The organism is Filomicrobium sp. (genome assembly GCF_025698805.1).
Lineage (GTDB): Bacteria > Pseudomonadota > Alphaproteobacteria > Rhizobiales > Hyphomicrobiaceae > Filomicrobium > Filomicrobium insigne.
In genome coordinates, this window is the sequence record NZ_JAILWT010000010.1 from 49959 (window position 1) to 70859 (window position 20901).

Here is a 20901-nt window from a genome sequence, read left to right on the forward strand (position 1 = left end):
AGCATTATGCGCTTGAACGGCCAAGGGTTGCCATCAGTCCGCTGTGGAGCTGTGCCTGAGTTTCCCCGCCATCATAGCCCGGGACGCAAACCCCAAGCTCATGTGAGCCTATGCAAGCTAAGGTGCTGCCGACGCATACGAGATGCATCCCGTTATTGCGGCGAATGCGGCGGCTGCTGATCGCCCATGACGTAGTCGAGCGCGTCGGTCTTGTACTGGAAGTCGCCAAGATGCTTGAGTTCGAAGCGCAGGAATAGTGTGCGATCGGTGTCGATGTCGCGCAGAGGATCGTTGTAGAAGTTTTCGGCGTAGGTTGCGGTCAGTACGAAGCACTCGTCGGCATAGCGCAGCTGAATTGCGTCGCTCAGCACGAAGTCATCATCAATGTCATAGCGAATGCGTCCGCGAACGCTCCAATTTTCCGTAAGTTGCACACCCAGCGAGCCAGAAATGTCTTGCTGGTCGTCGTCGCTGTAGCCGCCGCTAAGAGGATAGTTACTCAGGTTGGCTGTGTCCGGCGCATATGTGTAGGTGGCGTCGCCAAAGAACGGCCCAAACCTGGCAAGAAGCGCAGCGTCCTGACGACGTAACGCTAAGTTATTGTCGTCAAAGCGGCTTTGAGAGATCAAACGGAACGCATCCGTTGGTGCCAAGTATAGCCCGACCACATAATCCGACTCGCGGGTCTCAAGGCCGCTATTCGGATTGAACACGGGGTTGCGCTCGCTAGGCGGTGCGTTTGGATCGACGTATCCAGGGTTGGCGAAGGGGTTGTCGCCTGCGAGTTGAAAGCTTTGACCTGCGAGAAGCCGAGCATATCCCCCAGTATTAGCCTGGAACGTATACTGGACGCCGACGTTGGCGCGCGTACCGGTTTCGACACGGTCATAGCCGGAGAACTTGTCGAAGAGGAATAGGGTGGTGTCGTCGAACACCAAGCTCTTGGCATCTTCATCAGGCAACTCGCGCTGCGGCACGCTGGCTGTGCGCGCGATGATCTGACCGATCGGCTCGACGGTGTGGGTTGCGTTGAAACCGCTGGCGATCCAGGGGTACGACACGGTGGCGCCCGCAGCGGCAACGCCGCGCGCGATTGATTCATCAGCTACCGCCTCACCAGTTATCGGATCAATGTAGTTGTTGATCTGGTAGAGATCGCCGCGCAGGTTGGCGAATGGCGTGTAGGTGATGCCGAGGTTGTCGATTAGCTTACGACGCCATGTCACTTCCGAAATGGCACGCGTCATGTCCTGCGAGCTTGTGCCGTCGACATGATAGTCGCCGCGCGAGAAGCTGAGGAAGTTGCTATCGACTTTGAGTTCACCGCCAAGGATCGGGTCGGCGAAGACATAGTTGTGGTCGATGATCGGGTGAACGCGGCTTTCCGACTGAGGCGTGTCCTCAAAGGTCAAGCCACCGAAGTGGTACAAGTTCACACCGAAATAGTTGCGGTCTGATTGACCTTCCATGAACACGCGGTTCACGCGATCGGTCAGCAGGATGCTGTCGAGTTGATAGAAGCGCCGGAAGGAGTCGTCGCTTTCCAGAGTGATATCCCAGCCGCCGCGCCACCAGCTTGATAGCGAGAACAGGCCTTTTGTTTCGAGACTGCCGCGGAATCCATCGAGATCTTCGCACCTGCCCCGGTCGGCGCGGATCGAGTCGGGAAGATCGCCGCAGTTCTGATCGATCGCTGCGAACTTGATATTGTACTGACCGTTCGCCAACCGATGGCGGAAATCACCCTGCCAGAGCACACCCTGCTTGGTCATGTACCGAGGATGGAATGTGAAATCATAGTTCGGCGCCAGGGCGAAATAGTACGGAACCGAGGTCATGAAGCCCAGGTCGGAAGAAGTTCCGTAAGTTGGCATCAGGAAGCCTGAGCGGCGCTTTACCGAAGGATCGGCGTGCTGGAAGTAGGGCAGATAGAAGATCGGTTGGCCAAAGATCTCAAACTGAGCATCCTGGTATGTGATGGTTGCCGCTTGCTGATCATGAATGATCGTTTGGGCGGAGATACACCAAAGCGGCGGCGAGCCTCCGTCTGTCCGACACGGCGTGAATTTGGCTTCGTTGAATTCTGTGATGTTGCCTTCGCGGCGTGTCGCGCGTGCAGCAGCGATGCGCGTGTCGTCTTTTGCGACGACGCTGAGCGACTGCACAAAGCCATCGCGGAAATCATCGGTTAGCGTGTAGCGGTCGGCACGGATTATGTTGCCATTAGGTTCTTTGAGCACAACATTGCCAACCGCTGTTAGCGTGTTTGCGCTCTGATCGTAGGCAACTTCGTCGGCCGTTAAGATGTAGTTGTTATAGTAGATCTCGACGTTGCCGCGGGCGATGACCGTGTTGCCCGAATTGTCATAAACCAACTGGTCGCCCTGGAGATACAAAGGCTGGGAGCGATCAATTTTGGTCGATGGCATGAGGCTGGATGAATTACCGAACGTCGGTGCCGGTGCCGCGTGTTTCTTGAAGCCATCGCTCTGAGCGGCGGCTTCGTGGCTGAACGACAGGCAAGCGAACGCCGTCGCGGCCGCTAGAGCCACAGCACATGCCGATAGTCGGTTACGGATGGGCGCAACGAATGCCGAGGGAATCGCCGAGCGAGCAGGACCGCGGAAAAGCCGCCGGTCTGCCTTCTCTGCGCGCCCCCTGCCGCAAACGCTTTGCGGTTTCCGCGCTCGACGCATCACTCAGCCGTCCTCCTGGTGCAAGAGCACCGTCAACGAAACCAAGATCACCAAAACAACCGGCAACCAAACTGCCGCCCAAGGCGGCACTAACCCCGCGGCGCCGATTTGTCGTGAAACTTCAGCAAGCAAGAAGAAACCCAATCCCCCTACCATTCCGGTGACGACCATAGTCTGGATGCCGCCTGATCGGAATGACCGCAACGACACAGTCGCCGCCAAAAGCACCATCGCAAAGCACAAGAGTGGCCTTGACAGGAGGAGTTCGTACTGAATGCGCAGGGTTGTGGCTGAAAGTTTTGCTTTTTCAGCGACTTCGATGAGGCCAGGGAGCTCCCAGAAGGAGACGGAAATAGCCGTTCCGAGAGCGTCCTGAACGCGATCCGGTGTAAGGTATGTGGACACCATGTAGAAATCGTATTTTTGCGGCTCTCTCCCGACGCCGGAGACCCACGCATCGCGAAGCTCCCAGTACCCTTCTTTGAGATCAGCGCGGGCTGCATCGATGCGTTCGACGAAGCCGCCATCATTGTCGTAGACGAACACGATGACGCCGGTCAGCGTAAGCCCCTGATTTGAGGCCCGGACGGCATTGATCACGGATTGTCCGTCAATGCCGTTCTGACGAAGCCATGATTCACCCGATTTGGCTCTTAAGAGATTGACGTCTCTTCCAAAAGCGTCCGCGAAAATCGCTTCCGCCTTTTCGCGCGCTGCGGCTGCCAACGGATTGTAGAGGGTCGTTGCAAAGACGCCCAACGTGACAGCCACGATGAAACCAGGCAGCAGGAATTGCCAGACCGACATGCCGCCGGCGCGCATCACAGCGAGTTCGCTTTTGCGGCTCAGTTGCAGGAGGGCGGCGATGGATCCCGTCATGATTGCAAACGGTAATAGGAACTCGGTGTACGCCGGCAATCGGAGAAGCGCCATCCATGCCAACAGCCAAGCGGGAACGCTGCCGTATTTTCCCGCTTGGCGAAGCAACTCGACAAAGTCGATCATGAAGATGAGTGCGCTACACAACAAAAAGGTGCCGAGGATGGTCGTCAGGAACCAGCGTCCGACGTACCAGTTGAGTGTGGCGGTTCCGATCCCCACGATGATCAACGGCTCCTAGATGTTGCGGGGCCTGGGCCTGCCGGCTGCGGTCGTGCCAAGCGGAGGCGGCCCAGCAAGCTCGTGATGACAGTGCCAATAGCGGTGGTCACCACGTCTCGTAGGCTCTCCAGGCGAGAAGGTCCAGCGCGTGGGCGGGCGTTGTGCACGACAAGAGCGAGCGCGGCAATACAAGCGAGGATTGGAAGCGCGTAGAGCAGCGGGATGAAGACGGGATTTAGCGCTACGAGATTGTTGACTGCGAGGCCGCCCATACGGACGCCGGTGGCAGCAACAAAACCTAGGATTACGCCCTCAGTGCGGTTCTGTCGTGTTGATTTCGCCTGACCTACGGCAGCCAAGGCTATGAGTACGAAGGCGATGGGATATAGCGGGTTCGCGAAGCGCTCGTGCAACTCTGCGCGGAAGAGGCCTGGTTGGGCGTGGTAGGTTTTATCGTCGGGCGCTGGATTGAGAAGCTCGTCCAGATAGCGCTCGCGCGGCTTATAATCGACGTGAGAAGGCTCGTTCTCGTCGAGCGCAGCGAGATTGATGGCGTATTTTTGAAATTCGATGATCTGAGCTGCGTCGCTATCTTCAGCCCGTCGCAGAATGTGGCCGTCCGTCATGACGAGGAACGCACCCGACTCCTGTTTCACGATCTGACCGACTTCGGCGAGATATGCCTGAGATAGCTTCTTGTCGCGCGTATCGTTGATGATCAGGCCACGCAAATCGCCGTTCGGGGTGCGTTCGCGGATATGGAACGTCAGGCCTTTTTCGGCGGTAGAAAAGCGTCCAGGTTGAATAACTTGTGTTAGCAGATCGGTGCGGACCTGGATGATGTATTCACGCAGCAGCCGGAGGCTCCACGGCATGCCGATGTGATTGACGAACCCGACCGCCATCGTAACTAGCAACGCGAGAGCGATGAGGGGCCTCGCAGTTGTCCACACAGTAGCGCCGGAGGCCGTCAGCACGATCAACTCACTGTCGCCGTTCAGCCGGTTCAGTGTGTGCATGACAGCGATCAGCATCGCGAACGGTGCGATGATTGCCAGCAGGTTGGGCAAGGCCAGCGTCGTCATTTTCAGCAATAACCAGCCGTCCTGGCCTTGCGAGGTGACGACGTTCAACTGCTTGAGCGCCAATGCGATCCAGACGATGCCGCCCAACGACAGCAGAATCAGCAGTAACGCGCCCGCAGCTTGCCGAAATACGTATTTGGAGATGATTGACATCTATGTTTTGGCTTTAGCTGTGGCGTCAGGGTAGAGCAGTTCCGTGATCCTGCTTATGAGAGACTCTATGCTATCAACGGGAAGCTGGTTCGCTCTCATAGCACGGTGGCGGAAATTCGGCTGGTGGTCCGTGCGCTGTTGAATGTGTGCTCATAAGTGTCCTCGCCGGGCTTATTTCAGCCGGAAAGCGGCCGAAATTGCTGAGAATCTAGGTTAATATCACTTGGCGGGCGGCTAGCGGCTTGATCGAGCCGTGCGGGTGACTAATCTGCGGCTATTCTAATCCCTTCGGAGCCCAATCGACGCTTGGCGTGGCGCACGCCTCACCGGCCCAATACGGATCTCGCGTAAGTGACCATGTATCTGGACCGCAAGCCCCAGCGTCTTCTTCTGAAGCTGCAAATTCGTCAAACCCTGAATGGAGCCAGCTAATGCCCGCCAAAAAGGCACCCGCGTTCGAGATTACGTTTGCGCCCTTGAAAGCCGACCGCGAGAACGTCACCTGCTTCCTGGTCGCCCGTGATCTTGTTTTCTCAGAGGTCGGACGTGAGGCAAACGAAGACGCATCTGGCGGTCTGGAAAAAGCGGCTAAGGCGGCAGCTTTCTCAGGAAAAGCCAAAACGACGGTGGAAGTGCTTGCGCCTCACGGACTTAAAGAGACGCGGGTCATTTTGCTCGGTGTTGGTGATCCGGCCGATGCCCGTGAAGATGACTGGGTGCTACTGGGGGGAACTGCAGCTGGGCAGATCCTGTCGCGTAAAGCCAAGTCAGCAAGCATCGTTGCACAACTCGACGCCGATGAGCCCAGCGCCGTCGATTTGGCTGCGAACCTCGCATTCGGTGCTCAGTTGCGCCACTACAACTTCCGCAAATATCAGTCCAAAGCAACGAAGGAAGACGAGGGCGAGGACGCTCAGGCCAACGGGTTGGAAAAACTCGTCATTCATTGTGCTGAGCCCAAGAAGGCGGAGAAGGCATTTGCTCGCCTAAAGGGAATTGCGGAGGGTGTGCATCTCGCGCGGGATCTCGTCAATGAACCAGCCAATGAGCTTGGCCCGGTTGAGTTTGCCGATCGCGCGCAGGCTCTTGAGGATGTGGGCGTTAAAGTCGAAGTGCTCGACGTTGACGATCTCAAAAAGCTGAAAATGGGCGCGTTGCTCGGCGTCGCTCAGGGCAGCGAGCGGCCGGCTCGGGTTGTCGTGATGCGTTGGCAGGGCGGCAAGAAGGATGCTCCACCCGTGGCGTTCATCGGAAAGGGCGTTGTCTTCGATACGGGCGGTATCTCCATCAAACCCGCTCAGGGCATGGAAGACATGAAGGGCGACATGGGCGGTGCGGCTTGCGTCGTTGGCCTGATGTACGCCTTGGGTGCGCGCAAAGCCAAGGTGAACGCCGTCGGTATTATCGGCTGCGTGGAGAATATGCCGTCGGGCACCGCTCAGCGTCCGGGCGACATCGTGCGCTCGATGTCCGGTCAGACCATCGAGGTGTTGAACACGGACGCCGAAGGCCGGCTCGTGCTGGCTGATGTCCTCTGGTATGCGCAGGAGCGCTTCAAGCCAAAGCTCTTGATTGATCTTGCAACGCTGACTGGCGCCATCATGATCGCGCTGGGTAAGGAATATGCGGGGCTCTATTCCAACAATGATGCGTTGGCGGACAACCTGCTCAAAGCGTCCAAGGAGACGGGTGAGAAGATCTGGCGGATGCCCTTGGATAAGGCTTACGACAAGCTCATCGACTCTAAAAACGCGGATGTGAAGAACCTGGGCGGTCGCTGGGCGGGCGCATGCACCGCAGCACAGTTCATTCAGCGCTTTGTCAAAGACAAGGACACGCCTTGGGCGCACATCGACCTCGCGGGCACGGCGATGGATTCTTCGCGCAATGCGATCAACCAGAGCTGGGCATCCGGTTGGGGTGTGCGTCTGCTCGATCGGTTTGTCGCCAATGAGCATGAGGGCTAAGGCCTCAATCTGATCGTTCGCTGGCGGGAGGGGTTTCACCGTCCGCCAGCAACTTTTTAACGCACTGTTAAGCTGCGTTCATATTTTACTATTTTCCATAATATATATTATGCGAATGAGCTTCGAGGTTGCCCGACAATAGCGGTTTTTCGTGCGTAAGGGGATTTCTCTCCTCGATGGCCGGAGATTGTCCGGAACGTTGATTAACCTTTCTGCGCTTTATCTTGAGCGAGATCATAGGGAAGTGGCCCGCTGGCGGCTAAGTGTCACGAAGACGAGCTGATACGGGAGGCTCGCACGTGGCACGAAATCGGCGTTATGTCCTGGGCTTTACGGTTCTTCTGCTTGCGAGCGTGGCTCATGCGCTCGGCGTGCGTGCGCTCGCCCTCGACTGTCCAGGGATTCCGATTGAGGTCTCTGGCAGTTCTGACGTTGAGGGTAGAGCGGTATGTGCGTCTGCCAAGCGTGCGAACGCATTTTTCGAATATTGCGGACTGCCGCAGAAGCGCAAGCTTCGTGTCGAGATCTTAAGTGAGGTCATTCAGCCGTTTGGGTTGCCGGTTATCGCCCTGTTCGATGCCAAACGATGGCGCATCCAGATTTCGACGTTTGAGGCGATGCGGACAATCCTTCTACCTGGCTCTGCATATCGCCGGCTTCCTCTCCGCGATGTATACGACAGCCTTGTTGTTCACGAAGTTGCGCATGCGGTTTTCCGCGAGCACATCGGGCATCGGAATCTTCCGATCGCAGCGCATGAGTATGTGGCCTATGCGGTCCAGATAAACTCGATGCCAACAAAGACTCGTGATCTGTTCCTGTCGACCTTTCAAAGGCCTACATCGCTTGATGTTGAGATGTTCAACGACATCTACCTAGCGATGGCGCCATTGCGCTTCGGAGCAAACGCGCACCGACATCTCTTTCGACATGGGCAGTCTTGCGAGATGCTCAGCAAGATAGTTGCAGGGCGTGTTGTGTTTTCACAGGAACTCGAATGATTGTGCCACTGTGATGACCAATTCAGCTCTCGATGAGAGCGTGAGGTTGTTTCTTCAGGGCGAGGCCTCTTCAAGCCAACGAACGGCCTCGGCGATGAGGACAGCGTAGATCGCGATGACGAAGCCGCTCAGGACATTCACGCTGACGAGCGTTCCAGCAAGTTGCGCAGCTTCGGGGCTCATGAAGCCTGAGAGTGCCAGCACGATCATGGCATCGAACTTCTGCTTGAGGACGAAGAGAACCTCGCTGGCTTGAGAGATGCTCGGTTTGGCGGGAAGGTCGAATACGATCGTCATGCCGATATCGGCAAAGCTCTTAGTGGGAAGGAAGGAGAGGGCAAATGAGAAGAGGAGCCCGAGAGGGGCTGCCAAACGGAAATAGCCCCAGCGCGAAGGTTGTGCGTTGAGCGAGATCGACAGGCGTCGCAATAGACTCGATCCAGCAAAGATGGAAACGCCAAAAAAGATCGCGACCCAGAAGAGACGTTCCGGATCCGTTCCGGAAAACGTAATCAGCGCCATTAGTCCTGCCAACAATGCTTTCACAATGGCATCGATAAAAGCCATCAGTCGCGCGAACAGAGCGTGGCCAGAAAATCCTTTGCCAAAATAGAACGGTAACTCGTGTCTCAGGCGTGCATGTTCCAGCACTAAGCCAAAGGCGAGTGTCAGACCGGCCGTAAGGGCGGCAAAAGTAAGCGGATGATGCAAGCCCAGCCAAGCGGCCGCAGCGACCAAGGCGATTTCGAAGGCCAGTATAGCGACGTTGACGATGAACCTCAGGACGATCATACCGGCCTCATAGCGCAGGTTTTCCGACTTGTGCCCGAACATGCTGCTGACACCCAGTCGCACATCCACAAGGTGTTCTTAGACTAACTTCGTGGGAGCTGTTGTGAATAACGACGATGCCGGAAAGAAGACGATCGGAGATCTGCTCGTGGTGATGGCGGCGTTGCGGACACCCGTAACGGGATGTGCTTGGGATCTCGAGCAGGACTTTGCTTCGATTGCTCCCTACACGCTTGAAGAAGCGTACGAGGTTGCGGATGCGATCGAACGAGGAGACCTCGTAGACCTCAGGGAAGAACTCGGCGACCTCTTGCTTCAGGTTGTCTATCACGCGCGTATGGCTGAGGAAGCTGGTGCATTTGATTTTCATGATGTGACGGACGGCATCACTCGCAAGATGCTGCGGCGACATCCCCATGTGTTCGGAACTCCTGCCGAGCGAGCCGTGGGCCTGCAGAAGGGTGCATGGGATCGGATCAAGGCTGCAGAGAAGGCGGAGAAGGCCGCAGCAAAGGGAGATGACGCTAATGGCGAGACGGGTGGTCTTTTGGCCGATGTTCCCTTGCCGCTACCGGCTCTTCTGCGTGCGGTGAAGTTGCAGAGCAAAGCTGCGAAGGTGGGCTTTGACTGGCCGAGCCTTAAGCCGGTGTTCGATAAGATGCGTGAGGAACTCGCTGAGCTCGAGGAAGTGGCGTTGCCACACGATCCTCGAGGGGAGGGAGAAGCTTCACAAGAGCAATTGCCCGAACGTGTTCGCGAAGAATTCGGGGACTTGCTTTTTGTCATGGCGAATGTCGCGCGGCATTTGAATGTCGATCCGGAGGATGCGCTTCGCGCAGCGAACGAGAAATTCAGCCGACGGTTTAGGTATATCGAACAGAGACTAGCGGAGCGCGGGAAGAGCCCATCCAGTAGTGATCTCATCGAGATGGATGCACTTTGGGATGAGGCTAAGGACCAGGAGCGCAAACCGACTACTGGATGAGAGATGAGGCTGAGGTTAGGCCAGCGCTCCTCTGGGCTTGAGCACTTCAGCGCTTATGTGTTCAGGACGGACACCCAATCCGATGAGACGGCCTGCTAGACGCCGCAGAAGCGGTGTTGAGGAAATGAGCCGCAGAGGGAGCGGCGGATATTCGGATAGTTCACCTGCAAGCAACGGCGTCAGGAGCCTGTTATGAGCAGCGGCTTGTAGGGTTTGAGTTACCCTCGTCGGCCACATGCGACGCTTTTGGACCGCAGCCAAATTCTCGCTGTGGACGTTCCGCCGGCTAAGCCGATCGAACAGAATGTTTGCCGTAGCCACTGCGTCCTGGACCGCGAGGTTGATCCCCACGTCACCAATGGGCGACATCGCGTGAGCCGCGTCTCCTATGCAGAGCAGCCCTTTCGTCCACCAGGTTTCGAGGCGATCGAGGCGCACATTGAGAAGCTTCACATCGTTCCAGTCGGCAAGTCCGTCGATTCGGTCAGCTGCAAAGGGTAAGAGCTCGCGTAAGCTCGCGTGGAACTCGTGCAGTCCTTTGCTTTTGAGTTCGTCGAAGCTGCCCTTCGCGATGATATATGCGCATTGCCAATAGTCTCCGCGGTCGAGCAGTACGGCCATGTGGGGGGGATCAAACTTCGCCATAGTCTGGGAAGGATCACTCGTGTGACGGGGAACGCGAAACCATAGAACGTCTATGGGAGCGCCAAGGTCTCGAACGTTCAATCCTGCGCTTTCGCGAAGAAGGGAGCCGCGTCCATCCGCGGCGATCACCAGATCGGCATGGAACGTTTGGTCCCCGTTAGGAGTGCGTGCTCGCACGCCTACGATATTATCTCCCTCGCGAATGAGACTTATCGCTTCCGTTTGCATATGAAGTTCGAAGCCAGGATAGCGATGCCCCTTCTCAGCGAGGAAATTCAGAAAATCCCATTGCGGCATGAGAGCGATATAAGGGCAGGCAACGGGGAGCTTTGAAAAATCAGCGACGGGCAAAAATTGGTCGGCGTAGTCCGCTCCGATCTCGGATACCTTTTGATGAGGGAGTGCCAGGAATTCTTCGAGCCAGCCAAGTTCTTTGATCACTTGCAGTGTCGAGGGATGAATTGTGTCTCCGCGGAAGTCGCGGAGAAAGTCGCTATGCTTTTCCAGCACAATGACGTCGAGCCCAGCGCGCGCAAGCACGACCCCGAGGACCATCCCGGCGGGACCACCACCAACAATACAGCAATGGGCTTGTCGTGAATCGGCCATGGAATGCCTCTGTTGGCTCCAGGTTTACGACAGTTCGCCTACTGAACGCGCAATCTCAAATGCTGTAATTGCGCCAAGAGCCGGCCGCGCTTTTCTGCGGCAATCCTCAAACGTAGAGTCGTTTCACCGTTGTCGTCGACGGTGCGTTCAAGGATCTCGCTGTTGTCATGCAGCCAGCTCAGCAGTTTTCCTTCGCGGGCAGGCACGACGAGTGTCAGATAGGTATCGTCGGCCCCGAGGCGCGTATCGATGGCGGCGAGTAAATCCTCAATGCCTTCACCAGTTTGCGCGGAAACAAGGGCAGGTCGGTTTTCCTGGCGCTGGGCCGTTGCTTCCGTTACGCCGCGCACATCAGATGGTAGGAGATCGATCTTGTTCCAGACCTCAAGAATAGGCCGGTCGGTTGGCGTGAGATCAATGTCGAGATCGGCAAGAACGCGTTCTACGTCTTGACGCTGGAGTTCGCTTTCCGCGTGGCTGATGTCGCGCACGTGCAGGATGAGATCCGCTTCGATGACTTCTTCCAGCGTAGCGCGGAATGCGGCGACGAGACTTGTAGGTAGATCGGAAATGAAGCCGACCGTATCCGACAAAATGATCTGCCGTCCGCTTGCCAACCGAACTTCGCGCATTGTCGGATCGAGCGTCGCGAAGACCTGATCCTTGGCCAACACGGATGCGCCGGTGATCCGATTGAAAAGGGTCGATTTGCCTGCGTTCGTATAACCAACGATCGCAACAATCGGATAAGGAACTTTGCGCCGGCCTTTCCGATGAAGGGCACGTGTCTTGACGACTTGGTTCAATTCTCGACGGATGGCGTCGATGCGTGTCTGCAGCATGCGCCGGTCGAGTTCGATCTGGGCTTCACCTGGACCGCCGAGAAAGCTCGCGCCGCCTCCACCGCCACCACGTTGGCGTTCAAGGTGGGTCCATGCGCGAACGAGCCGGCCCTTCTGGTAGGACAGATGCGCCAGTTCGACCTGAAGGCGGCCTTCTCGGGTTCGCGCACGAGCGCCGAAGATCTCGAGGATGAGGCCGGTTCGGTCGAGGACTTTAATATTCCAAGCGCGTTCGAGATTGCGCTGCTGAACCGGACTGATGGCATGATCGATGACCGCGAGGGTTATTTCCGATTCAGCGATCAGTTCGCGAAGCTCTTCGACCTTGCCCGAGCCGAAGAGCGTAGCCGGGCGTGGGGTCGCGACAGGGACGATCAGGGTTTTCCTGACATCCAGATCAATGGCTTCAGCGAGCCCACGTGCTTCCGTCGCACGTTCTTCCGGTGAGTGTACGGAGTTTTGTGATGTGTCCGTGCGGACAGACACGTCCGTCCCCGTTCTGCGGGTTGGCAGAACGGGGACAAGAACGATGGCGCTCGGGCGATCCGAACCTGTTTTACGCAGCAACAGCGGCGCCTTCGTTGGCGGCGTCGCCATTGGGTCGGCAGGCTTGTATGTGCGATCGTCTATGGGGACCTACCCGGTCGTTGTCTCAGTGGATTCTACATCCATCAAATGTACTGGCTGGCCCGGCATGATGGTTGAAATAGCGTGTTTGTAGACAAGCTGGGAATGACCATCGCGGCGCAACAACACGCAAAAATTGTCGAACCAAGTGACGATGCCTTGTAGCTTTACGCCGTTGATAAGGAAAATTGTCAATGGAGTTTTGTTCTTACGTACGTAATTCAGGAATGTGTCCTGAAGGCTTTGGACTCGCTCTGCCGGCATAGTTTTTCTTTCCGCCTTTTCTCGTCTTTTGGATCGGGCTGAAAAAAGCGCCCGTCGTGACGTGCTTGTGCACGGAGCTACTGTACCTCAGGTATTTGATAAATTCAGCAGCGACCTCGCATGTTCTTGCTCGTTGAGTGAACTTAGGGCGCGAATGCCTGGTTTTCGAGCTTTGAGGGAACATAACCGACCGGAGAATGCTCAGCTACACGGGCAAAACTTCGGCGCAGTTGTCGGCACAAGGGACCGGGTGTCCCCGATGAGATCCTTTGTCCATCGATCATAATGACGGGCATTACGGTATTGGTCGCTGATGTTATGAAAGCCTCGGCAGCATCCAACGCTTCGGCGACGGTGAAGGGGCTCTCTTCGACAACGAGGCCAAGTGAGGCTGCCGTATCCATTACGGTTCGACGCGTGATGCCGGGCAGGATGGTGTTGTCCAGCGGGCGCGTTAGTAATCGGCCGCTACGGTCGACGATCCATGCGTTACTTGAAGCGCCTTCGGTGATGAGACCTTCTGCATCAACGAACCAAGCCTCACTCGCTGATTGTGCATGGGCTTGTTGCTTTGCCAGACAGGCCGGGAGCAACATAACTGTTTTGATGTCGCAACGCTTCCAGCGCGTTTCGGGCATGGTGATAATGTGAATGCCTGTTTCCGCTCGTTGATCGACTTGAGCTGGGATCGTTGCACGCGCCAGACAGACGAGCGTTGGGGGGACCGGGGGATCCGGGAAAAGAAAGTCGCGAGGGCTTTCTCCGCGGCTCACCTGCAAATAGACCAAGCCATTGCGCACGCGATTGCGGCGTATGGTTTGCCCCATAACATGGCGCAGGGCGGGTTCACTCATTGGTGGGGAGATGGAGAGTTCAGATAGCGAGCGCCACAACCGGGTCAAATGTCGAGTTGCATCAACTAAGGAGTTATCGCCGACTTCGATGACTTCATAAACAGCATCGGCAAGCTGGAAACCTCGATCTTCGACGTGAACCTTGGCGTCGTGGTAGGGCAGGTAGCGGCCGTTGACGTAGATGACACGGGTCATTGCAGCACTCAACTTTACGCATTCGCGCGGACCTTATAGCCGCTCGAGCGGGTTCTCAGTCTCAGAAGTAGTCGGGGCTGACACGGAACATCTGTTCGACTTCGCGAACATAGTCGGCGCCGGCAAACAGTACGACCCGATCTTTGACCTCCAATTCGAGTGCGCCGTTGGGTTTTATGACCTCACCATCGCGCAAAACGGCACCAATACGCACACCCTCCGATATCGGAGCATCTCGCAGCGGATGATGCAAGATGGGAGCCGTTTCGAGGACTTCGGCTTCGATGATTTCGCCTGTCCCGTTATGGATGGAATGAACACCGCGGATGCGTCCCCGACGCACGTACTGGAGAATGCGGCTTACCGTAGTCGCACGGGGATCAATCTGCGCGTCGATGCCGAGACTGCGGATCATGCCTGAATAGTCGGCACTGTTGACCAAGCAAAGGCTTGACTTGCATCCGAGCTGCTTTGCCAACGCCGAAGTAAGCAGATTGATCTGATCGTCATTTGTCACGGCGACGAGCGTGTCGGCGGATGTGATGTCGGCTTCTCGCAGCATGTCTTCACTCAAGGAGGAGCCATGAAGGACGACAGCACGGTCGAGTTGTTCGGCGATCTCGAAAGCGCGCTCACGTTGTTTTTCGATGACTTTGACGCGAAGGTTGGGATCGCGCGTTTCTATTGAGTGGGCAAGGTAGAAACCAATGTTGCCACCTCCTGCGATAACGACACGTCGGGCTTGACGTTCCTCGTGCCCAAATATCTTGAGGATGCGGGCAATCTGTTCGGTTGGGGCGATTAGGTAGACCTCATCGCCTTCCTCAATCTGGTCTTGCCCACGCGGTGTAAAGAGTTTGCCGTCGCGTGCGAGAGCGACTGTGATGGCGGGCAGGTCGGGGAAGAGTTCCGTCAGCTGCTTCAGCGGAGTATCTACGACAGGGCAGTCGGGGCCGCAGAAGATGCCGGCCATTGTCACTTTACCGTCGGCAAACGTTGCCGTTTCAAACGCACCGGGCAGCTCAAGGCGGCGGAGGATCGTATTGCCGACCTCGATCTCAGGCGAAATGATGTGGTCGATGCCCATGGATTCTCGGGCGAACAGGCGAGACCATTGCTTCTCGAGATACGTCTGCGCGCGTACACGAGCGATCTTGGTCGGGATGTCGAAAAGAGTGTGCGCGACTTGGCAGGCGACCATGTTGACTTCGTCATGCAGGGTGACGGCGATCAGCATGTCCGCGTCATTGGCACCAGCGCGCTCCAGGACATCGGGGTGCGCGGCATTGCCGGCGATGGCACTTACCTCGAGCGCTTCGTTGGCGCGCTCAACGAGTTTCGGGCTGGCATCGATGATGGAAACATCGTTACCCTCGACAGATAGCCGCTCGGCGATGCCGGAGCCTACCTGACCTGCTCCGCAGATAATAACTTTCATGGTACTCCATGGCCGCCCCGAGGGGGGCAGCTCAACCGGCTGTTACCGCGATGCGAATATTCATCGACACGGCGAAGATCAGCCAGATTGAGGCGCTGCGGTCAACTCCTCTTTGCGGCCTGGGTTTCACGTCAGCTGGCGCGCGCTTCACTGCTCCGCTGGTCGGAGGATACGCCCAGCGCGCGCAGTTTGCGGTGTAGAGCGGACCTTTCCATGCCAACAAACTCGGCCGTTCGTGAAATGTTGCCGCCAAACCGGTTAATTTGGGCTAGCAGATATTCACGTTCGAAGATCTCGCGGGCCTCACGCAGCGGCAAAGACATTAGGTGCTCAGCGCCGCCATTAACGGGTAGGGGCACGTTAGAGCCAATTTCTTCCGGCAGCATATCGGAGGTAATCACGGTGTTCGGGTCCCCGCCGGCGAGGATCATGAGACGCTCAATGTTGTTTCTCAGTTCGCGAACGTTCCCGGGCCAGTCATGGGCCTGGAGAACCGCAATGGCGTCTTCACCAATGCGCCGTGGCGCAAGGCCGGAGGCCTGCGCGAGCTGGGCGATAAAATAGTTGATCAGCTCGGGAATGTCGTCGCGGCGCTCGGCGAGACTTGGCACGCGGAGCGGCACGACGCTCAAGCGATGATAAAGGTCTTCACGGAACCGCCCCTCGCGCATTTCGAGGTCGAGATCGCGGCTCGTCGACGAGATAATGCGAACGTCTACGGCAACTTTCTGTGAGCCGCCCAAACGGAGGAATTTCTGTTCCACGAGAACGCGCAGTACCTTGCCCTGGGTTTCGAGCGGCATATCGGCAACTTCATCGATATACAGCGTGCCGCCGTGTGCTTCTTCGAGAGCACCGACCTTGCGTGGGCCGCCGACGCGGTCCTCCGTGCCGAACAGTTCTTCTTCGACGCGTTCGGGTGCCATGGCCGCTGCGTTGAGGACGACGAACGGGCCTTCCGCACGGTGCGACTTCATATGAATGACGCGCGCTGAAAGTTCTTTGCCGGTCCCGGACGCGCCACGGATCATGATGCGACTGTTGGTGGGCGCGACTTTTTCAAGCTGATTGCGCAGCTGATTTACGGCCACCGATTTGCCGATCATTTCGGCTGACACTGTGGAGCGTTCGCGGAGTTCCTTGACCTCGCGGCGAAGCTGATACGCTTCCAGCGCTCGTAAGGTGACGAGGATCAGGCGGTCTGCCTTAAACGGTTTTTCGATGTAGTCGTAGGCACCGCGCTTGATGGCAGTGACCGCGGTTTCAATATTGCCATGGCCGGAAATGATCACTACGGGCAGTTCCGGATAAGTGCGCTTGATGATGGAAAGAACTTCGAGGCCATCGAGACGGCTACCTTGTAGCCAAATGTCGAGGATGATCAGTTGTGGACGGCGCTCTTCAATGGAGCGCAGGGCCTCGTCGCTGTCACGTGCAACGCGGGTTGCGTGACCTTCGTCTTCGAGGATTCCAGCAATCAATTCGCGAATGTCGGCTTCATCGTCGACGATCAGAATATCAGCAGGCATCGGTGGCTCCTTAGTGTCGCAGGGGACGTGTTTGCGGTTCAGCCGCTTGTCGTCGCCGGGGATTCTGTTTGATCGGTTGTATTGGGGGATCCGCCGCTTTCGGCGGTTTTATGAGGGCTCTCCTGGAGCGGTAGCGTTATGCGGACGACGGCGCCTGTGGTGTCTTCTCCGGTTACGCATGCGGCATCCTCGAGTGTCAGGGTGCCACCATGCTGTTCAGTGATTTTCTGCACCATAGCGAGGCCGAGTCCCGTGCCTTTGTGGCCCTTCGTCGTGACGTAGGGCTCCAACAGACGCGTGCGGTTCTGGCGTGGCAACCCGGTACCGTTGTCGATCACCTCGATGTGGACGCGATCACTTTCGGGGCGCACGCGCGTCGTTACGCGGCCATGCCAGTCGGCAGGTTTGTCACCTGACTGAGCAGCGGTTTCAATGGCCTCGGTTGCGTTCTTCACGAGGTTGGTGACGGCCTGAGAGATCAGCCTTCGGTCCAGCAAACTAGAGATTGGAGCGCGTGGGATTTCCAGCGGGTACTCGATGTTGGGATGCGCCTCCCGGAACAAGAGAACGGCCTCCTGGACGGCATCCCGTACGTCCGTAGGGTTCATTTCGGGTTTAGGCATCCGGGCGAAAGCTGCGAATTCGTCGACCATCCCTTTGATGTGACCGGCTTGACGTTCGATTGTTTCCGTCAGCTTGTTGAAGGTCTCACGGTCACCCTCAATACGTTCTCCGTACTTACGGCGAAGACGCTCGGCCGACAGTTGTATGGGCGTTAGTGGGTTTTTGATCTCATGGGCAATGCGGCGGGCTACATCAGCCCAAGCGCTCGTGCGCTGGGCGACAACGAGTTCGGTTACATCGTCGAACGTGACGACAGAGCCGACGTCCTGGTCTCCGGCCTTTTCATGAGTGATCCTGACTGCATATGTGCGTTCTTCGCCCTCAACGACGGTTGAGATCTGCTCCTGCGGTCGCGCTTTGAGATTAGGTTCGTTGGACTTCTCCAGGACCTGTGCGAGTTCAGGCAAGGCGACGGTGAATGGTTTGCCGACAAGGTCATCTTGTTCGACACCAAGGAGTTCGCAGGCGGAGCGCGAAACCAGGGTAATGCGGTCTTGGCTGTCCAGGCCGATGACGCCGGCGGATACGCCTGAAAGAACGGCCTCCATAAAGCGGCGGCGGATTTCGAGTTGTTCGTTGGCCGTGACAAGCGCGTCGCGTTGATGTTTGAGTTCGCGCGTCATGGTGTTGAAGGTTTGAGACAGACGCCGCAGATCCCCTTCGCCGCGCTTTTCAGGCAGAGCGACTTGTAGGTTCCCCGTTGAGACTTCCTGGGCCGCTGCAATCAAACGTCGGATGGGCGCGACGAAGCGTCCGGCGAACCACATGCCCGCCCAGATAGCAGCAAGCAGCGCTGTCATGGAGATCGTCAAGTACATCAAACCGTGCGCCCATTTGAGGCCGCCGCGGGCGCGACGCAACGCCGTGTATTCGGCGGCATTGCGCTCCGTTTGGTCGAGATGGCGCAGGACGGTCGGGCTGATGCCGCGGCTGACGTAGAGATATTTTCCGGGGAACGCATCGAGCTTTGCTATCGCTGAGATGCGATGATCGCGCATCGATACGGAGAGTGGAATTTGCCCTGCCTCAGCTTCGTGGATGGCCGCAGGGGTGGGTAATGTGAATGGTAGTTTCTGGTCTTCCAGGGCTGTCAGTTCGCGTTTTCCGGCATTGTCGATGAGGAATGCTGACGGCAGGTCTCGCAGGGCGGCCTGGGACAGGATGACTTCTTTCAGCCTTTTTGGATCCTTCGAGACTTCATCAGCTGCCGCGTTGACGTCGCGGGTCATGTTGACGATGTCGGTGCGAATGACCTGGCTGTGTTCAGCGACGTACGTGCGGGCGACATCCACTGAGTTGTCGATGATTGCGCGAACGCGGTCCGAGAACCAGTTGTCTAGCGAGCGGGCAAAACTCACAGTCGCCGCGATGGCGAGAAGGATCGCAGGCAACGCGGCGATCAGAGAGAACAGTCCGACGATCCGGATGTGCAGGCGGGCTCCTGCCACCTTTTCGCGCCATGCCCGCACGAGCCCGCTGATTTGCGAGGCTACGATGATGATCATCGCTATGATCAGACTGACGTTCAGAAATAGCGCGCCAACGACAACCTCAGGGCGCGGTACAATGGGTGTGAGGCCGGTCAGGATAAGAAAGGTCAGAAGCGCGGATATCAGCGATAGGACAACCGTGACCAAGCCGACTCTGACCATCAGCTTACCAGGGTCGAGACCGGGTTGTTCATCGTCACCGACCTGGTTCAGGATTGTGCGGAGCCGCATCGCAACAAGCTGGGTGTGCTTGTTGAGCCATGCAGCAGCACTATGCGTACGGGTCCTGAGCGTTTCAACAATTGAGGGCATTACGTCTCGTTTCCCGCACGGATTAGCTCCGGGCGTCCTGGATTCCACATACGGCGCGATCAATTCTGCCGACTGGTACGCAACACTGGCGCGTGTCAGTCACAAGTAGGTCTAAAACTGTGACATTCTCGCGACGGAAGCGAGCCTAAAAGCAGTATCCACGCAACAAGTGTGGCAGGAAACGGGCGATGAGCGGCAAAAAATATTGTTACCTCGGGCTGTTTTCCTCAGACAAGATCAAGGCTGAGGAGAACGGAAGACCTTGATATCAAGCATTTTTATGCGGGCCCTCAGCGTGTTCCGGTTAAGTCCTAAGAGTTCGGCTGCACGGATCTGATTGCCACGGGTTGCGGCGAGGGCGGCGGAGAGCAGTGGGCGTTCGACCTCGCGGATCACGCGGTCATAGAGGCCTGCGGGTGGCAAGTCGCCTCCAAAGCCCGAAAAATAACCCTGCAGATATCGCTCGGTTAGTTCGCCCAGGCTCGCCGGGTCATCGACGTCCCCCGTCGACTGCGGCAGTACTGTTGCAAGCTCCTGATCAATAACTTCAGCGGACAACGTGTCCTGCGTGTAAAGAGCGACAAGGCGTCGGACGAAGTTTTCGAGTTCGCGAACGTTGCCGGGCCAGGGATGGAGCCGCAGGCGCTCGATGGCTGCGCTTTCGATGGCGCGTTGGCCAAGTCCCTCCCGCGCCGCTTGGCGGAGGAAGTGGCGGACAAGGTCGCCGATATCTTCGACGCGCTCGCGCAGCGGCGGCAGCCGTAAGGGTACAACATTGAGCCGATAATAGAGGTCTTCGCGGAAGAGACCCTGTTGGATCTGGGTGCGCAGCTCGCGGTGTGTGGCGGCGACAATGCGAACGTTGGTGCGGATAGGTGTGCGGCCGCCGACTGTCGTGTACTCGCCTTGCTGGAGCACGCGGAGAAGACGGGTCTGAGCTTCGAGCGGCATATCGCCGATCTCGTCGAGGAAGAGCGTTCCCCCTTCAGCCTGTTCGAAGCGGCCTTGCGTGCGCACCTGTGCGCCGGTGAAGGCGCCCTTCTCGTGACCGAATAATTCGCTTTCGATCAGTTCGCGTGGAATGGCGGCCATGTTCAACGCGACGAACGGGCCTTGGCGCCGTCGGCCGAAGTCATGGAGGACGCGTGCGACAAGTTCCTTACCTGTCCCGCTCTCGCCGGTGATCATAACGGTGAGGTCGGTCTGCGTGAGACGCGCTAACACACGGTAGATCTCCTGCATCGCCGGCGAGCGGCCGATCAGCGGAAGTTCATCGCCCTCACCCTCGGCTGCTGTGCGTGCTGGCTTGCGCGCCGGTTCATGCAGTGCACGGCCGACGATGGCTACGACTTCGTTGATGTCGAAGGGCTTGGGCAAATATTCGAAGGCGCCCTTCTCGGCTGCTGTCAGAGCGGTCATCAGCGTATTCTGGGCGCTCATGACAATTATCGGCAGATCCGGCCGGACTTTCTTAACTCTTGGAATCAAGTCGAAAGCGTTTTCGTCGGGCATCACGACGTCTGTGATGACAACGTCGCCCTCGCCCTGAGATACCCAGCGCCACAGCGTGGCAGCATTGCCAGTGGCGCGCGGTGAATATCCTGCACGAGCGAGGGCCTGATTAAGGACGGTGCGGATCGCCGTGTCGTCGTCTGCGATGAGGATCGTACCTCGAGCCATGCTTTGCCTTTC

At 57.4% G+C, this 20901-nt stretch carries 15 protein-coding genes; 3 read left to right on the plus strand and 12 right to left on the minus strand.

Annotation, left to right across the window (positions count from 1 at the left end; translation table 11 throughout):
• Nucleotides 1-152: 152 nt before the first annotated feature.
• From K5845_RS19160 to lptF, 3 genes are read right to left on the minus strand one after another with little or no spacing between them, the layout of a single operon-like run.
• Nucleotides 153-2696 (minus strand): LPS-assembly protein LptD, encoded by a 2544-nt coding sequence (locus K5845_RS19160; RefSeq protein ID WP_090230648.1) that lies wholly within the window; start codon nt 2694-2696, stop codon nt 153-155.
• 3 nt (nt 2697-2699) lie between these two features.
• Nucleotides 2700-3797 (minus strand): LPS export ABC transporter permease LptG, encoded by a 1098-nt coding sequence (lptG, locus tag K5845_RS19165; RefSeq protein WP_244464919.1) that lies wholly within the window; start codon nt 3795-3797, stop codon nt 2700-2702.
• A 5-nt stretch (nt 3798-3802) separates the two neighbouring features.
• On the minus strand, nt 3803-5035 hold the full coding sequence (gene lptF, locus K5845_RS19170) for an LPS export ABC transporter permease LptF (protein ID WP_046478580.1): 1233 nt from the start codon (nt 5033-5035) through the stop codon (nt 3803-3805).
• Between the two features lie 431 nt (nt 5036-5466).
• Between lptF and K5845_RS19175 the strand changes: the two genes are divergently transcribed.
• Both K5845_RS19175 and K5845_RS19180 read left to right on the plus strand, forming a co-directional pair.
• A complete protein-coding gene (locus K5845_RS19175) occupies nt 5467-7002 on the plus strand; it encodes a leucyl aminopeptidase (RefSeq protein ID WP_046478581.1) in 1536 nt (511 codons plus the stop codon).
• A 299-nt stretch (nt 7003-7301) separates the two neighbouring features.
• Nucleotides 7302-8003, plus strand: a complete 702-nt coding sequence (locus tag K5845_RS19180) for a DUF6639 family protein (protein WP_046478582.1) — start codon at nt 7302-7304, stop codon at nt 8001-8003.
• Nucleotides 8004-8057: 54 nt separating this feature from the next.
• Here the strand turns inward: K5845_RS19180 and K5845_RS19185 are convergent, their stop codons facing one another.
• Nucleotides 8058-8864 carry a hypothetical protein gene (locus K5845_RS19185; RefSeq protein ID WP_287959704.1) on the minus strand — a complete coding sequence of 269 codons (807 nt, stop codon included), beginning with the start codon at nt 8862-8864 and terminating at the stop codon, nt 8058-8060.
• A gap of 34 nt (nt 8865-8898) precedes the next feature.
• Here K5845_RS19185 and mazG point away from each other — a divergent pair, with 34 nt between their 5' ends.
• The gene (gene mazG / locus K5845_RS19190; protein WP_287959705.1) at nt 8899-9780 is read left to right on the plus strand and encodes a nucleoside triphosphate pyrophosphohydrolase; all 882 of its coding nucleotides are present in this window, start codon (nt 8899-8901) and stop codon (nt 9778-9780) included.
• 15 nt (nt 9781-9795) lie between these two features.
• Here the strand turns inward: mazG and K5845_RS19195 are convergent, their stop codons facing one another.
• The 8 genes from K5845_RS19195 to ntrC all read right to left on the minus strand — a co-directional run bounded on the left by K5845_RS19195 (nt 9796) and on the right by ntrC (nt 20889).
• The gene (locus K5845_RS19195) at nt 9796-11034 is read right to left on the minus strand and encodes an FAD-dependent oxidoreductase (protein ID WP_287959706.1); all 1239 of its coding nucleotides are present in this window, start codon (nt 11032-11034) and stop codon (nt 9796-9798) included.
• A gap of 38 nt (nt 11035-11072) precedes the next feature.
• Nucleotides 11073-12473, minus strand: coding sequence for a GTPase HflX (gene hflX / locus K5845_RS19200; RefSeq protein ID WP_287959707.1), 1401 nt, complete (start codon nt 12471-12473; stop codon nt 11073-11075).
• A 39-nt stretch (nt 12474-12512) separates the two neighbouring features.
• Nucleotides 12513-12767, minus strand: a complete 255-nt coding sequence (gene hfq / locus K5845_RS19205; RefSeq protein ID WP_046478584.1) for an RNA chaperone Hfq — start codon at nt 12765-12767, stop codon at nt 12513-12515.
• Nucleotides 12768-12910: 143 nt separating this feature from the next.
• Complete coding sequence (locus K5845_RS19210) at nt 12911-13816, minus strand: D-amino-acid transaminase (protein WP_287959708.1); 906 nt, start codon at nt 13814-13816, stop codon at nt 12911-12913.
• A 61-nt stretch (nt 13817-13877) separates the two neighbouring features.
• Complete coding sequence (gene trkA / locus K5845_RS19215; RefSeq protein ID WP_046478586.1) at nt 13878-15254, minus strand: Trk system potassium transporter TrkA; 1377 nt, start codon at nt 15252-15254, stop codon at nt 13878-13880.
• A gap of 131 nt (nt 15255-15385) precedes the next feature.
• Entirely contained in the window at nt 15386-16783 is a 1398-nt protein-coding gene (ntrX, locus tag K5845_RS19220) for a nitrogen assimilation response regulator NtrX (RefSeq protein WP_046478587.1), read from the minus strand.
• A 38-nt stretch (nt 16784-16821) separates the two neighbouring features.
• On the minus strand, nt 16822-19209 hold the full coding sequence (locus tag K5845_RS19225) for a sensor histidine kinase NtrY-like (protein WP_052743960.1): 2388 nt from the start codon (nt 19207-19209) through the stop codon (nt 16822-16824).
• A 237-nt stretch (nt 19210-19446) separates the two neighbouring features.
• Entirely contained in the window at nt 19447-20889 is a 1443-nt protein-coding gene (ntrC, locus tag K5845_RS19230) for a nitrogen regulation protein NR(I) (RefSeq protein WP_046478588.1), read from the minus strand.
• Between the last annotated feature and the right edge of the window lie 12 nt (nt 20890-20901).